The organism is Acidovorax sp. (genome assembly GCF_034519795.1).
Lineage (GTDB): Bacteria > Pseudomonadota > Gammaproteobacteria > Burkholderiales > Burkholderiaceae_C > Acidovorax.
Genome location: NZ_JAXHOB010000004.1, coordinates 152,594 through 165,968, shown reverse-complemented (window position 1 = coordinate 165,968; position 13,375 = coordinate 152,594). Strand labels below are relative to the sequence as shown.

11 protein-coding genes are annotated in these 13,375 nt (G+C 69.2%); 5 read left to right on the top strand and 6 right to left on the bottom strand.

Going from position 1 to position 13,375, the window contains the following annotated elements:
• Positions 1–11: 11 nt before the first annotated feature.
• The 3 genes from kdpA to U5N23_RS04500 form a co-directional block, all read right to left on the bottom strand.
• A complete protein-coding gene (gene kdpA, locus U5N23_RS04510; protein ID WP_322591641.1) occupies positions 12–1,811 on the bottom strand; it encodes a potassium-transporting ATPase subunit KdpA in 1,800 nt (599 codons plus the stop codon).
• On the bottom strand, positions 1,811–1,909 hold the full coding sequence (kdpF, locus tag U5N23_RS04505) for a K(+)-transporting ATPase subunit F (protein ID WP_057206008.1): 99 nt from the start codon (positions 1,907–1,909) through the stop codon (positions 1,811–1,813). Before kdpF ends, kdpA begins: the two co-directional genes overlap by 1 nt.
• Before the next feature lie 240 nt (positions 1,910–2,149).
• Positions 2,150–2,764, bottom strand: coding sequence for a DUF1566 domain-containing protein (locus tag U5N23_RS04500; protein WP_322591640.1), 615 nt, complete (start codon positions 2,762–2,764; stop codon positions 2,150–2,152).
• 166 nt (positions 2,765–2,930) lie between these two features.
• On the opposite strand from U5N23_RS04500, the gene U5N23_RS04495 reads away from it, so the two are divergent.
• Together U5N23_RS04495 and U5N23_RS04490 are read left to right on the top strand one after the other, a co-directional pair.
• Positions 2,931–3,962 (top strand): GGDEF domain-containing protein, encoded by a 1,032-nt coding sequence (locus tag U5N23_RS04495; RefSeq protein ID WP_322591639.1) that lies wholly within the window; start codon positions 2,931–2,933, stop codon positions 3,960–3,962.
• Between the two features lie 72 nt (positions 3,963–4,034).
• Complete coding sequence (locus U5N23_RS04490) at positions 4,035–5,246, top strand: multidrug effflux MFS transporter (protein ID WP_322591638.1); 1,212 nt, start codon at positions 4,035–4,037, stop codon at positions 5,244–5,246.
• Between the two features lie 4 nt (positions 5,247–5,250).
• Here U5N23_RS04490 and U5N23_RS04485 read toward each other — a convergent pair whose 3' ends face one another.
• From U5N23_RS04485 to U5N23_RS04475, 3 genes are all read right to left on the bottom strand, one after another.
• On the bottom strand, positions 5,251–6,345 hold the full coding sequence (locus U5N23_RS04485; RefSeq protein WP_322591846.1) for a DUF72 domain-containing protein: 1,095 nt from the start codon (positions 6,343–6,345) through the stop codon (positions 5,251–5,253).
• A gap of 19 nt (positions 6,346–6,364) precedes the next feature.
• On the bottom strand, positions 6,365–8,212 hold the full coding sequence (locus tag U5N23_RS04480; protein WP_322591637.1) for a monovalent cation:proton antiporter-2 (CPA2) family protein: 1,848 nt from the start codon (positions 8,210–8,212) through the stop codon (positions 6,365–6,367).
• 93 nt (positions 8,213–8,305) lie between these two features.
• Positions 8,306–8,710, bottom strand: a complete 405-nt coding sequence (locus tag U5N23_RS04475) for a hypothetical protein (protein WP_322591636.1) — start codon at positions 8,708–8,710, stop codon at positions 8,306–8,308.
• Between the two features lie 162 nt (positions 8,711–8,872).
• On the opposite strand from U5N23_RS04475, the gene U5N23_RS04470 reads away from it, so the two are divergent.
• The 3 genes from U5N23_RS04470 to U5N23_RS04460 all read left to right on the top strand — a co-directional run bounded on the left by U5N23_RS04470 (position 8,873) and on the right by U5N23_RS04460 (position 13,360).
• Complete coding sequence (locus U5N23_RS04470) at positions 8,873–11,245, top strand: Tex family protein (RefSeq protein ID WP_322591635.1); 2,373 nt, start codon at positions 8,873–8,875, stop codon at positions 11,243–11,245.
• Positions 11,246–11,366: 121 nt separating this feature from the next.
• Positions 11,367–12,197, top strand: coding sequence for an HDOD domain-containing protein (locus U5N23_RS04465; RefSeq protein ID WP_322591634.1), 831 nt, complete (start codon positions 11,367–11,369; stop codon positions 12,195–12,197).
• Between the two features lie 26 nt (positions 12,198–12,223).
• Positions 12,224–13,360 (top strand): patatin-like phospholipase family protein, encoded by a 1,137-nt coding sequence (locus tag U5N23_RS04460; protein WP_322591633.1) that lies wholly within the window; start codon positions 12,224–12,226, stop codon positions 13,358–13,360.
• The last annotated feature ends 15 nt before the right edge of the window (positions 13,361–13,375 follow it).

The following is a 13,375-nucleotide window of genomic DNA, read 5'->3' as shown; positions in this document are numbered from 1 at the left end:
GCGCGGGGCGTTCATGGGGCCACTCCCAGCATCAGGTGCTCGACCACGGGCCCCAGGGCCAATGCCGGCACATAGTTGAGCAGGCCCACCAGCAGCACGGTGCCGATCAGCAGCACCACGAACAGCGGGCCGTGCGTGGGCATGGTGCCGGCCGTCACCGGCAGGCGCTTCTTGCGCGCCAGGGCGCCGGCAATCGCCAGCACCGCCACGATCACCGCGAAGCGGCCCAGCCACATGGCCACGCCCAGCAGCACGTTGTAGAACGGCGTGTTGGCCGACAGGCCCGCGAAGGCGCTGCCGTTGTTGTTGGCGGCCGAGCTCAGCGCATACAGCACCTCGCTGAAGCCGTGCGGGCCGGCCTGCACCATGCCGGCGGTGCCGGAGGTGCTGGACACCGCGATGGCCGTGCCCAGCAGCACCAGCAGCGGGGTCGCCAGGATGGCCAGCGAGGCCAGCTTCATCTCGTGCGCCTCGATCTTCTTGCCCAGGTACTCGGGCGTGCGGCCGATCATCAGTCCGGCGATGAACACCGCCAGGATGGCGAACACCAGCATGCCGTACAGGCCCGAGCCCACACCGCCGAACACCACCTCACCCAGTTGCATGAGCACCATGGGGACCATGCCGCCCAGCGGCGTGAGGGAGTCATGCATGGCGACCACGGCACCGCACGAAGCGGCTGTCGTGACCACGGCGAACAGGCCCGAGGCGGTGATGCCAAAGCGTGTCTCCTTGCCTTCCATGTTGCCGCCGGCCTGGGCCGCACTGGCCACCTGGTCCACGCCAAGGGGGGTGAGCAGGGGGTTGCCCGCCTGCTCGGCTGGCAGGATGGCCAGCACCGCGGCCACGAACAGCACGGTCATGGCCGCCAGCACCGCCAGGCCCTGGCGCTGGTCGCCCACGCTGCGGCCAAAGGCAAAGCACAGTGCGGCCGGGATCAGGAAGATGGCCAGCATCTGCGCCAGGTTGGTCCAGGCCGTGGGGTTCTCGAACGGGTGGGCCGAGTTGGCGTTGAAGAAGCCGCCACCGTTGGTGCCCAGCAGCTTGATGGCCTCCTGCGAGGCCACCGGACCCATGGCCAGGGTCTGGGTGGGGGTTGTCAGCGCCTGCAGGACGGGCTGGCCCTGGGCATCGAGCAGCGGTGCACCCTGACCGTCCACGGCCGGCTGCTGGTAGCTGGTGGCTTCCAGGGTGGCCACGTCGGTGTAGGCATTGAAGTTCTGCACCACGCCGCTGCCGGCCAGGAACAGGGCCAGCACCAGCGACAGCGGCAGCAGCAGCCACACGGTGATGCGCGTGATGTCCACCCAGAAGTTGCCCAGCACGGCGCTGGAGCGCGCGGTGAAACCGCGGATCAGCGCGAACACCACGGCAATGCCGGTGGCGGCCGAGAAGAAGTTCTGGCCGGCCAGCGCCACCATCTGCGTGAAATAGCCCATGGTGGCTTCACCCGAGTAGCCTTGCCAGTTGGTGTTGGTCACGAAGCTGATCGCGGTGTTGAACGACGAATCGGGCGATACCGCCGGCATAGCCTGCGGGTTCAGCGGCAGCAGGCCTTGCAGGCGCTGCACCGCATACACGAAGACCAGGCCCACGCCGTTGAACACCAGCAGGCACAGGGCATAGCGCGACCAGCCCATGCCTTGCTGCGGGTCCACGCCCGCCAGGCGGTACAGGCCCGATTCGGCCTTTTGCATCCAGGCCGGGAGCGTGCCGGTGGCGAGCACGGCCACCCAGCGGCCCAGCGGCCAGGCCATGAGCGCCAGCAGTGCGAGAAAGGAGCCCAGAAGGGCCCAGGCAGCGGCGGTCATCAGAATTGCTCCGCGCAGATCAGGGCGTACACCAGGTACGCGAGCAGCAGCACCGCGATCAGGCCGCTGAGCCCATACAGCAGTTCAACGGCGATCATGCGCGCTCTCCCGCAGGCTTGTTTTCCAGGCGGCTGCAGCCGCGCACGAGCAGCAGGACCAGGCCCCACAGGCCGGCGGCTGCCGCGATACAGACGAAATCCATGGTTTGCTTCTCCATTTGGGCAATGGGAGAAGTCTCGGGATGCGCGCGTAAAAACAGGGCACAGACTGCGGGCCGTGCCGTAAAAAAAGCGTAAAGAGAAGGCGCGGCGTGGCGCGGCGCGGTGCCCGCCGTGCCGTCAGTCGATGTGCGTGCGCACCAGGCGGATGTGGAGTTTGCTGAACTTGGCCGCGTCGCTGCGGATGTCGCCGGTCGCCAGGTCCACGGCAAAGCGCTGGTTCACGCGCGTGGTGTCCAGGCTCTCGCCGCCCTGGCCCTGGCGCTGGGCTTTTTCCACGTTGCCGTAGTTGTACTGGTTGCCCGCCAGGCCGCCCTTGACGTTGGCGTTGATGGCCCAGTACCAGCCTGATGGTGCAGCGGGGAACAGCCGGGCATTGAGCCCCGGCGTGGGGCCCGACTTGTCCACCAGCCGGCGCAGTTCCGCGGCACGCGGCAGGCGCCAGGGCAGGCCCTCGGCCTTCCAGCGGGCATTGGCATGGGCCAAGGCCTGCGCGTGGTCGATCTCCAGCGGCGTGCCGGTGCAGGTGGTTCCGGTCCACTGCATGCCCTCGACGCAGCGCGGCCAGGCCAGCTTGGCGCGCGTGTCGATCACCATGCTGCCATCGGCCGAAAGCGCCAGGGGGGCGGCAGGCTCGGTGTTCGGGGCCTGGGCCAGGCTGGGCAGGGGGGCGATGAGGCAGGCCAGCACCAGCGATGCGGTGCGGCCCGTCCGTGTGTTGGGGATGTGCGTCATACGGGCAATGTTCGCATGGGAGTGGGTGCAGTATGCATGGCTGCCCTGGGTGCGGGGTGCTAAAGTGCATCGCGCGCCAATCGGAACATGGACCGGGGGCCGCGCGGACCCGCATGGCGGCGCGCCGCATGTTTTTTCAGGATGCCCTGACGAGGAACCCGCACGCATGCGACCGGATCGCCAGCCCCTCATCCGCCAACTGTTCAACGACTACATCGCGCTGTACTCCACGCGCGATGAGCGCCTGATCGGGCGGCTGAGCACCCAGTTCAGCGGCTACGCCAGCCGCAGCGACCGCCTCGTGCACACCCGCAGCGAGTGGGTGGCCGCCATCCTGCAGGACTTCGCCCTGGTGCCGCAGCACATGCAGATCGAGGTGCTGGACCTGTGCCTGCAGGACCTGGCCGAGGACGTGGTCTCGGCCACGGCGCTGGTGCATGTGCGCGGCCCCGATGCGGGCGAGACCCCGGCCGGCCAGGTGCCGGTGGCGCGCCTAGTGCTGGTGTTCCGCCTGGAAGGCGCGGAGTGGAAGATCGTGCACAGCGGCACCTCGGTGCCCTCGGGCCCCTTGCCGCAGGGGAGCTCTGCCGCGATGGTGCGCCTGCAGAACGACCACCGCGTGCTGCAGGCGCAGTTGCAGGAGAGCACCCGGGCCCTGGCCGAGGCACAGCAGCGCATCGACGCCATGGACCGCACCGACAGCCTCACCGGCCTGGGCAACCGGCGCCAGTTCGACCACCTGCTGCACCAGGCCTGGGAGCGTGCCCAGCGCGCCGCCACCCCGCTGGCGCTGGTGCTGCTGGAGGTGGATGCGCTGCGCCACTTCATGGACCGCCACGGCCACCTGGCGGGCGATGCCTGCCTGCAGACCCTGGCCGTCACGCTCACGCAGATCGTGCAGGAACGCCCGGGCGGCGTGGTGGCGCGCTTCGCGCCCGATGCCTTTGCCCTGCTGCTGCCCGGGGCGACGTTCGATGAGGCCCAGGGCCTGGCGCAGGGCGCCGTGGTCGCGGTGCGCTCGCTGGCGCTGCCCCATGAGGGCTCGGCCCTGGGCCGGCTCAGCCTGGGGGCGGGCGTGGCCGCGCTGGTGCCGGTGCGCGACCAGCGCCCCGACGAACTGGTGCGCGCCGCCAGCAGCGCCTTGGCACGGGCCCGACAGGCCGGCGGCAACCGGGTGGAGCCGCAGACCGCGGATTGAACCGGCGCCTACCCTGAAACGGCGTTGTCTGCCGACAAGGGTTTTTACGGAGGCCCGCGACAATGGCGGGCTATGCATTTTTCCCGCTTCTTCAAGATGGCCCTGATCCTGGGCCTGCTCTCGGCCATCGGGCCGTTCGCCATCGACATGTATCTGCCCGCGCTGCCCGAGATCGGGGCCAGCCTGGGGGCATCCGTGGGGGCCGTGCAGTGGAGCCTCACGGCGTTCTTCCTGTCCCTGGGCGCGGGCCAGCTGTTCTACGGCCCGGTGTCGGACATGGTGGGGCGCAAGCCGCCGCTGTACTTCGGCCTGGCCCTGTTCACCCTGGCCAGCGTGGGCTGCGCCCTGGCCACCGACATCGAGACCCTGGTGGCCCTGCGCTTCGTGCAGGGCCTGGGCGCGGCGGCCGGCATGGCCATCCCGCGCGCCGTGGTGCGCGACCTGCACACGGGCACCGATGCGGCGCGGCTCATGTCGCTGCTGATGCTGGTGTTCAGCGTCTCGCCCATCCTGGCGCCGCTGGCGGGCAGCGGCGTGATCGCCCTGGCCGGCTGGCGCGGCGTGTTCTGGGTGGTGGCCATAGCCGCCGTGGCCGGCCTGGCGCTGGTGTATGCCAGCCTGGGCGAGACCCGGCCTGCGGCCGACCGGGTGGAAAGCAGCCTGGGCGGCGCCCTCTCCGCCTACGGGCTGCTGCTGCGCGACTGGCACTACCTGGGCCTGGTGTTCATCGGCGGCTGCGCCATGGCGGGCTTCTTCGTGTACCTGGCGGGCTCGCCCTTCGTGCTCATCAACCACTACGGCCTCACGCCCACGCAGTACAGCCTGGCGTTCTCGGTGAATGCAGCGGCCTTCATCGGTACCTCGCAGTTCACGGCCACGCTGGGCGAGCGCTTCGGCCTGGTGCGCCTGGTCAAGGCCGCAGCCACGGGCTCGGGCGTGGTCATGGTGGCCATGCTGAGCTACTACCTGCTCGGCGGCGATGAGCTGGCAGTGCTGATCGGCCTGTACTTCGTGGCCAGCGCGCTGATGGGGCTGGTGATCCCCACCACCTCGGTGCTGGCGCTCGAGAAGCACGGCGCCATTGCGGGCACGGCCTCGGCCCTGCTCGGCACACTGCAGATGCTCACGGGCGCTGCCGCCATGGGGGTGGTGGGCCTGTTCGCCAACGGCAAGCCGCTGCCCATGGTGGTTGGCATGGCCACGGGCGCGCTGGTGGGCGTGGCGCTGGCCTGGATCACCTTGGCGGGCCACAGCGACCAGTCGGTGGCCGCAGCGAGCGCCTGATCCTTCAGGTCTTCTTGCGGGCCGGTGGCTGCGCGGCCACCCGTTCGGCCAGGGCGCGGATGGTGATCGGGGCCGAGCCCTCGGCATGGTTGCTGATGCAGACATAGGCGTTCTGCCCGGCGCCGGTGACCCCAGCGATCAGGCGCGCCAGCTCCTCGCGGTTCTGCAGGTCGGGGTGGTGCAGCCTGTCGAAGGGCTCGTAGAGTTTTTCGGCCTCTTCATAGCCATAGGGGCCGTGCACCGGGTTCAGCATCCAGCGGCAGACCAGCGGGCCGGGCCACAGGGCGCGCAGCATGTGCAATTGGTCGGCCAGCGGCGGCATCTTGGGGTGCAGGTCGATGCAGTAGGTCGCGCCCGCCTCGCGCAGCACGGCCGCGAAGTCGAGCGCCATCCAGTGCGAGCTGATCCATTCGGGGTCGCGCACTTCCACGGCCAGGATGCCGTCGGGCGCGGTGGGGGAGAGCTTGGGCTGGGCCAGCAGCATGGCGCGCAGGCGCTGCAGCACCTCGGGCAGGCGATCGAGCTGGTCCATGGGCAGGGGGCTGAGCTGGAACACCAGCGCCCCGACCTTGTGGCCCAGGCCCTGCAGCGCGGGTTCGACGAACTCGGTGCGTGCCAGGTCGGCATTGAGGAACGCGGGGTTGGGCTCGCGGCCCCGGCCGTCCTCGCTGCGCACCAATGCATCGGTCACCAGGCTCGGGGCCTTGACCACGAAGCGGAAATCGTCGGGCACCTGGCTGGCATAGCGCTCGTACTGGCTCACCGTGAGCGGGCGGTAGAAGCTGCGGTCGATGCTCACCGTGCGCAGCAGCGGGTGCTGGGCGTAGAGAGGCAGGCCGTTCTTGGACAGCTGTGCCGGGGAGTGCTCGCCCTCCCAGACCAGGCCCTTCCAGCCCGGGTAGGTCCAGGTGGAGGTGCCTAGCCGCAAATGGGGCGGCAGGCTGGCGGCCAGTGCGTGCACGGCGTCGTCCTGCGGCTGCGCGCTGACGGCGATGCCTTTCTTGCGCGGGGGCGGGGCAGGGGGAGGGCCCGCCGGAAGGGAGGGGGGCGGTATGGATGGTGGCGGCGCAGGGGGGCCGCCGAACAGTTCGTCCTGGATGCTCATGCCTCCCCTTTTCTCAGGCCTGGGGCGTGGCCGCCACAGGCTGCAGTGGCTGCTCGATGGCGTCGGCCGCTTCCTCGTTGAGCGCCCGGCCTTCGCGCTGGGGCTGGGTGAGGGGGGTGGGCACCCATTTGTCGCCGTTGAAGAAATTGCGCGCGCCGTCCTTGTCGCCGGCCAGCTCCAGTTGCAGGCGCTCGGCATCGCGGGCGCGGATGCGCTCGGCCAGCTCCGCCACTTCCTCGGGGTCCACGCCCAGGGTCTGCAGCGCCTGCATGCCGAAGCCCATGGCCGACTCGAAGGTCTCGCGCATCTGGTAGTCCACGCCCAGGCGCAGGAGTTCGATGGCATGCTGCCGGTCGAAGGCGCGGGCCAGCACCGGGATCAGCGGGCATTCGTGCTTGAGCAGTTCGACGATGCGGGTGGTGGTCTTGGCATCGTCCACGCACACCAGGATGGACTTGGCGTGGTGTGCGCCGCTGGCATGCAGTACATCGAGGCGCGTGCCGTCGCCGTAGTAGACCTTGAAGCCGAATTTCGCGGCCGCGCGGATCATGTCGGTGTCGTTCTCGATGATGGCGATGTCCACCCCGCGCGCCAGCAGCAGCTGGCTGGCGATCTGCGCAAAGCGGCCGAAGCCGATGATCAGCACCGTGCCCTGGAGGCCGTCGGCCGCCTCCACGCCATCCATGTCCTGCGCGGGCTCGGGCGGCATCAGCCAGCGCAGCGAGAGCACGGCCAGCGGCGTGAGCGCCATGGAGATGATGACGGCCGCCGTCAGCACGGCGTTCATGCGCGCTTCCACAATGCCCGCGCTGGCCGCAGCGGAGTACAGCACGAAGGCGAACTCGCCGCCCTGGGCCATCAGCATGGTGCGCTGCAGGGCCTCGCCATGGGCCGCCTTGGTGAAGCGCGCCACCGCGTACACGCCGATGCCCTTGATGGCCATGCAGGCCACCACGCCGCCCAGCAACAGCATCCAGTTCTGCAGCACCAGCGGGATGTCGAGTGCCATGCCCACGCCCATGAAGAACAGGCCCAGCAGGATGCCGCGAAACGGTTCCACATCGGCTTCGAGCTGGTGGCGGAAGGTGGATTCGGACAGCATCACGCCTGCGGCAAAGGCGCCCATGGCCATCGACAGGCCGCCCCACTGCATGGCCAGCGCCGCGCCCAGCACCACCAGCAGGGCGGCGGCGGTCATCACCTCGCGCGCCTTGGAGCGGGCCAGCACGCTGAACAGCGGGTTCAGCAGCCAGCGGCTGACGGCGACCAGGCCCACCACAGCCGCCAGTGCCACGCCCACGGTGACCCAGCGCGAGACCGCCTCTCCAGTCGGTGCGGGCGAGAGAAAGGCGACGATGGCCAGCAGGGGCACGATGGCCAGGTCTTCGAGCAGCAGGATGGAGACGATGCGCTGGCCGCGCGGCGTGGAGGAGTCGCCGCTCTCGTCGAGCAATTGCATCACGATGGCCGTGGACGACAGCACGAAGCCCGAGGCCGCGATGAAGGCCACCGAGGCCGACAGCCCTGCCAGCACGCCCGTGGCGGTGAGCAGGGCGATGCACACCAGCACCTGGGCCAGGCCCAGGCCGAAGATCTGGCGCCTGAGGTTCCACAGCCGGGTGGGCTGCATCTCCAGGCCGATCACGAAGAGGAACATCACCACGCCGAGCTCGGCCACGTGCAGGATGGTCTGCGCATCGCTGAAGAAGCCCAGGCCGAACGGGCCGATGGCCAGGCCCGCCGCCAGGTAGCCCAGCACCGAGCCCAGGCCCAGGCGCTTGAAGAGAGGCACGGCGATGACGCCAGCGGCCAGCAGCACGACGACTTTGACGAGTTCGGTGCCTGATTCAGCAGCGGCCATGGGGACTCCGGGACAACAACGATGGGGAAGGGAACGCGGGATGCGCAGATGGTAGCTCCATCCTGCGCCCTGCCAGGCGGGGGGAAGGCCCCCTCACGGGCTGGAGAACAGGCCCCCTTCGTCCAGCAACTCGTAAGCAATCTCGGGGCGCTGGTCCATGCCCTTCTTGATTGCGGCCGGAATGGACTGGCGCGTCTTGCGGCACAGGCCACGTTGCTCATGCACCAGGATGGCGATGCCGCGCAGGGTGCGCACTTCGTTGGGGCTCGGTGTGACGGTGATGCGGATGCCGAGCTGCTGCTCCATGCGCTCCTGCATGCGGCGCAGGTCAGCCAGGCTGGTGATGCCCTCGAGCCGGGTGAGCAGCTTCTTTTCCTCGGTCTGGGTCAGCTGCAGGATGCGTGTGTCGCCATCGGGGGCCTGGAGCAGGGCGTCCCGGTCGCAGACACAGGCGCCAGGCGGGCACTCCGTGCGGACGGGGAAGGGGACAGGCTTCATGGAGGGCGTGTGGATCGGGCGGAGGGCGTGGTCCCTGCATTCTAAGAAGCTCCGGCATTTCCGAGGGTAAGCCAGGGCGTTGCCCCGGCTGTTACCAAAAGTGGCTGTGGCAAACTCCCGCGCTTCGCGTATTTTTTCGAGTTTCAGAGAGTTTGCCCACCCATGCAGCAGATCGTCCGGCAGTTGGCCGCAGAAATCAAAGTCAGTGAATCCCAGGTGCGTGCAGCGGTGGAGCTGCTCGACGGGGGCGCCACGGTGCCCTTCATCGCCCGCTACCGCAAGGAAGTGACGGGCGGGCTCGACGATATCCAGCTGCGCGAGCTCGAAGCGCGCCTGTCCTACCTGCGCGAGCTCGAAGACCGCCGCGCCGCGGTGCTCAAGAGCATCGACGAGCAGGGCAAGCTGACCGACGCCCTGCGCGTGGCCATTGCCGGTGCACCGACCAAGCAGGAGCTGGAGGACATCTACCTGCCCTTCAAGCAAAAGCGCCGCACCAAGGGCCAGATGGCGCGCGAGTTCGGCATCGAGCCGCTGGCCGACAAGCTGTTTGCCGACCCCACGCTGGACCCTGCGACCGAGGCTGTTGCGTTCATCAAGCCGCCCGAGGTGCTGGACGATGGCAAGACCGGCGCCGATTTCTCCACCGTGCCGGCCGTGCTCGATGGCGTGCGCGACATCCTGTCCGAGCGCTGGGCCGAAGACGCCGTGCTGGTGCAGTCGCTGCGCGAATGGCTGTGGGCCGAGGGCCTGTTGCGCAGCAAGAAGGTGGGGGGCAAGAACGAGAACGACCCCGAGGTCTCCAAGTTTCGCGACTATTTCGAATACGACGAGCCCATTGGCCGCGTGCCCTCGCACCGCGCGCTGGCGGTGTTCCGCGGGCGTGCGCTCGAAATCCTCGAAGGCAAGCTGGTGCTGCCGGTCGAGCCCGAGCCGGGCAAGCCCAGCCTGGCCGAAGGCAAGATCGCCCTGCACCTGGGCTGGAGCCATGCCGGCCGCCCGGCCGATGACCTGCTGCGCAAGTGCGTGAGCTGGACCTGGCGCGTGAAGCTGAGCCTCTCGACCGAGCGCGACCTGTTCGCGCGCCTGCGCGACGATGCCGAGAAGGTCGCCATCAAGGTGTTTGCCGACAACCTGCGTGATCTGCTGCTGGCGGCGCCTGCAGGCCCGCGCGTGGTGATGGGGCTGGATCCGGGCATCCGCACCGGCGTGAAGGTGGCCGTGGTGGACGCCACGGGCAAGCTGGTGGAAACCGCTACCGTGTTCCCGCACGAGCCGCGCCGCGACTGGGAAGGCTCGCTGCACACGCTGGCCAAGCTGGCGGAAAAGCACGGCGTGAACCTGATCGCCATCGGCAACGGCACGGCCAGCCGCGAGACCGACAAGCTGGCGGCCGACCTGATCAAGCTCGCCGCCAAGGCCGAGCGCGCCATCGAGAAGGTGGTGGTGAGCGAGGCCGGTGCTTCGGTCTACTCCGCCAGCGAATACGCCTCGCAGGAGATGCCCGACGTGGACGTGAGCCTGCGCGGCGCCGCCAGCATTGCGCGCCGCCTGCAGGACCCGCTGGCCGAACTGGTCAAGATCGACCCCAAGAGCATTGGCGTGGGCCAGTACCAGCACGACGTGAACCAGAGCGAACTGGCCCGCACCCTGGGCACAGTGGTGGAAGACTGCGTGAACTCGGTGGGCGTGGACCTGAACACGGCCAGCGTGCCGTTGCTCAGCCGCGTCTCGGGCCTGTCGCCCAGTGTGGCCAAGGCGGTGGTGCGCTGGCGCGAGGCCAATGGCGCCTTCAAGAGTCGCAAGCAGCTCATGGACGTGTCGGGCCTGGGCGCCAAGACCTTCGAGCAGAGCGCGGGCTTCCTGCGCATCCGCGGCGGCGACAACCCGCTGGACATGACCGGTGTGCACCCCGAGACCTACCCTGTGGTCGAGCAGATCATGGAAAAGACCGGCAAGCCCGTGGCCGAGATCATGGGCCGCAGCGACATGCTCAAGACCCTGAAGCCGGAGCTGTTCGCCAACGAGAAGTTCGGCGTCATCACCGTCAAGGACATCCTGGGCGAACTCGAAAAGCCCGGCCGCGACCCGCGCCCGGACTTCAAGGTGGCGCGCTTCAACGACGGCGTGGAAGACATCAAGGACCTCAAGGAAGGCATGATCCTCGAGGGTACGGTGAGCAACGTGGCCCAGTTCGGCGCCTTCATCGACCTGGGGGTTCACCAGGATGGCCTGGTGCACGTGAGCCAGCTGGCGCACAAGTTCGTGAACGACGCGCGCGAAGTGGTCAAGACCGGCGACATCGTCAAGGTCAAGGTCATGGAGGTGGACGTGGAGCGCAAGCGCATCGGCCTGTCGATGAAGCTCGGTGACGCGCCGCCGCGCCAGGGCGGCGACCGCAGCGGCCCGCGCGACGGCAACCGCTTCGAGGGTGCCGGGCGGGGCTACCAGCAGCCCCAGCGCCGGGGCCCCGAGCCCGTGCAGCAGTCGGCCATGGCATCGGCCTTTGCGAAGCTGCAGCAAGCCAAGGGCCGCTGACCGTTGATGCGGCCACCGCAACCGCCCGTGCAGGTAAGACGGCATGGACAAAATGGGTGATGGGCTGATGGCGCGGGCAGCGCCATAATCGCCGCTTGTCCCACCAGACGCCCGATCACCCATGGAGTTGAATGCCCTGCTGGCCCAGCCGGCGGCCCTGCCCAGCCTGCCGCGCACCGTTGCGCTGCTGATGAGCGAGCTGGCCCAGCCCGAGCCCAGCCTGCGGCGCATGAACCAGCTCTTCGGCACCGACCCGGCCCTGGCCGCGCGCCTGCTGGAGCTGGCCAATTCCCCCACCTTCCAGATGCCGCGCCAGATCGCCGGCATCCCCCAGGCCCTGGCCCTGCTGGGCACTGCGCAATTGCGTGCACTGGTCACCTCGGCGCCCCTGGGCACCACTTCGCGCTCGGTGCCGGGGGTCAACATGCAGCAGTTCTGGCGCTACAGCCTGAACACCGCCAAGCTCGCGCGCTCGCTCGCGGGCCTGGTACACCATGACCAGATCGCTGCCTACACGGCTGGCCTGCTGCATGGCCTGGGCGAGCTGGTGATCCACCTGGCCGACCCCGAGAAGGCCCATTCGGTCAACACCCTGGTGCCGCCGCTGGACATGCGCCGTGCCAAGGTGGAGCAGCGCATCTTCGGCTACTGCTATGCCAAGGTATCGGCCGGGCTGGCGCGGCGCTGGCAACTGCCCGAAGTGGTGGTCGACGCCCTGCAGTACCAGGACGCGCCGTTCGAGAACAATGCCTATGAGCCGATGGCCGGCGTGATCCACCTGGCCTCCTGGCGTGCCCGTGCGCGCGAGGCCGGGCTCAACGAGAACGAGCTGGCCGTCTCCTTCCCGGGCGAGGTGGGGCTGGTGCTGGGGCTCGATATCGACATGGTGCTGCAGCAGGACCCCATCGACTGGAACGTGCGCCCCGAGGCGGCTGCCGACTACGTGGTCTGAGCGTTCGCTCTGGGACAATGCCGGGCATGAAAGCATTGCGCATCCACGCGGGCCCGCGCGCCCGCCAGCACCTTGAACAGCATGGCCTGCAAGCGGGCGATGTGCGCGTGATCCCCGCGGCAGCCGGCGGCCCCAAGGGCCTGGTCCTCGGGCCGCTGGACCGCTTCCTGTTTGGCGAATGGCTGGCCGGCTCCAGCCAGCCGGTGCACCTGGTGGGTGCCTCCATCGGCGCCTGGCGCATGGCCACGGCCTGCCTGGGGGCCTCGGTGGCGGCCTTCGAGCGGCTGGAGCACGACTACATCCACCAGAGCTATGAGCTGCCCCCGGGCAAGAAGCGGCCCTCGGCGTCGCACGTGAGCGAGCGCTTCGGCCAGAACCTGCAGGCCTTCTACGGCGGGCGGGTGGGGGAGGTGCTGAGCCACCCACGCTTTCACCTGCACATCGTCACCTCGCGTGGCCGGCATGTGCTGGCACGCGAGCACCGGGTGGGCACGCCGCTGGGCTATCTCGGCGCCTTCCTGAGCAACACCATGCACCGCAAGGCCCTGGGCGCCTGGCTGGAGCGCGTGGTGTTCTCGTCGCCCGATGAAGGGGCCTCGACCGGGGCGGCCTTGCCCTTCGGGACGGCCGACTTCCGTACCCGCCAGGTGCAGCTCACGGCGCAGAACTTCATGCCGGCGCTGCAGGCCAGTTGCTCCATCCCGTTCGTGCTGCAGGCGGTGCACGACATTCCGGGCGCACCGCGCGGCGCCTACTGGGACGGGGGCATTACCGACTACCACCTGCACCTGGGCTACGACCGTGCGCCAACCAACCCCCTGGCGGCTGCGGCAGGGGTTGCTGCGCAGGCGGGCGGTGGGCTGGTGCTCTACCCGCATTTCCAGCACCAGGTGGTGCCGGGCTGGCTGGACAAGGGGCTCAAATGGCGGCACCGCTCCACGAGCGCGCTCGACTCCATGGTGGTGCTGTCGCCCAACCCCGAATGGGTGCGCAGCCTGCCCAACGGCAAGCTGCCCGACCGCAACGACTTCGTCCACTACGGCACCGACAGCGCCGCCCGCGCCAAGGCCTGGCTGGCCGCCACGGCGGCCAGCCGCCAGTTGGCCGACGAGTTCGCCGGCTGGCTGCGCCGGCCCGACATGGCCGCGGTGCAGGTCCTTTGAAAGGGTTTGCCGTCG

Excerpts from the sequence above, each read along its gene's own strand:
- kdpA (WP_322591641.1), bottom strand. The coding sequence starts at position 1,811 with ATGACCGCCGCTGCCTGGGCCCTTCTGGGCTCCTTTCTCGCACTGCTG.
- kdpF (WP_057206008.1), bottom strand. The coding sequence starts at position 1,909 with ATGATCGCCGTTGAACTGCTGTATGGGCTCAGCGGCCTGATCGCGGTG.
- U5N23_RS04500 (WP_322591640.1), bottom strand. The coding sequence starts at position 2,764 with ATGACGCACATCCCCAACACACGGACGGGCCGCACCGCATCGCTGGTG.
- U5N23_RS04495 (WP_322591639.1), top strand. The coding sequence starts at position 2,931 with ATGCGACCGGATCGCCAGCCCCTCATCCGCCAACTGTTCAACGACTAC.
- U5N23_RS04490 (WP_322591638.1), top strand. The coding sequence starts at position 4,035 with ATGCATTTTTCCCGCTTCTTCAAGATGGCCCTGATCCTGGGCCTGCTC.
- U5N23_RS04480 (WP_322591637.1), bottom strand. The coding sequence starts at position 8,212 with ATGGCCGCTGCTGAATCAGGCACCGAACTCGTCAAAGTCGTCGTGCTG.
- U5N23_RS04475 (WP_322591636.1), bottom strand. The coding sequence starts at position 8,710 with ATGAAGCCTGTCCCCTTCCCCGTCCGCACGGAGTGCCCGCCTGGCGCC.
- U5N23_RS04470 (WP_322591635.1), top strand. The coding sequence starts at position 8,873 with ATGCAGCAGATCGTCCGGCAGTTGGCCGCAGAAATCAAAGTCAGTGAA.
- U5N23_RS04465 (WP_322591634.1), top strand. The coding sequence starts at position 11,367 with ATGGAGTTGAATGCCCTGCTGGCCCAGCCGGCGGCCCTGCCCAGCCTG.
- U5N23_RS04460 (WP_322591633.1), top strand. The coding sequence starts at position 12,224 with ATGAAAGCATTGCGCATCCACGCGGGCCCGCGCGCCCGCCAGCACCTT.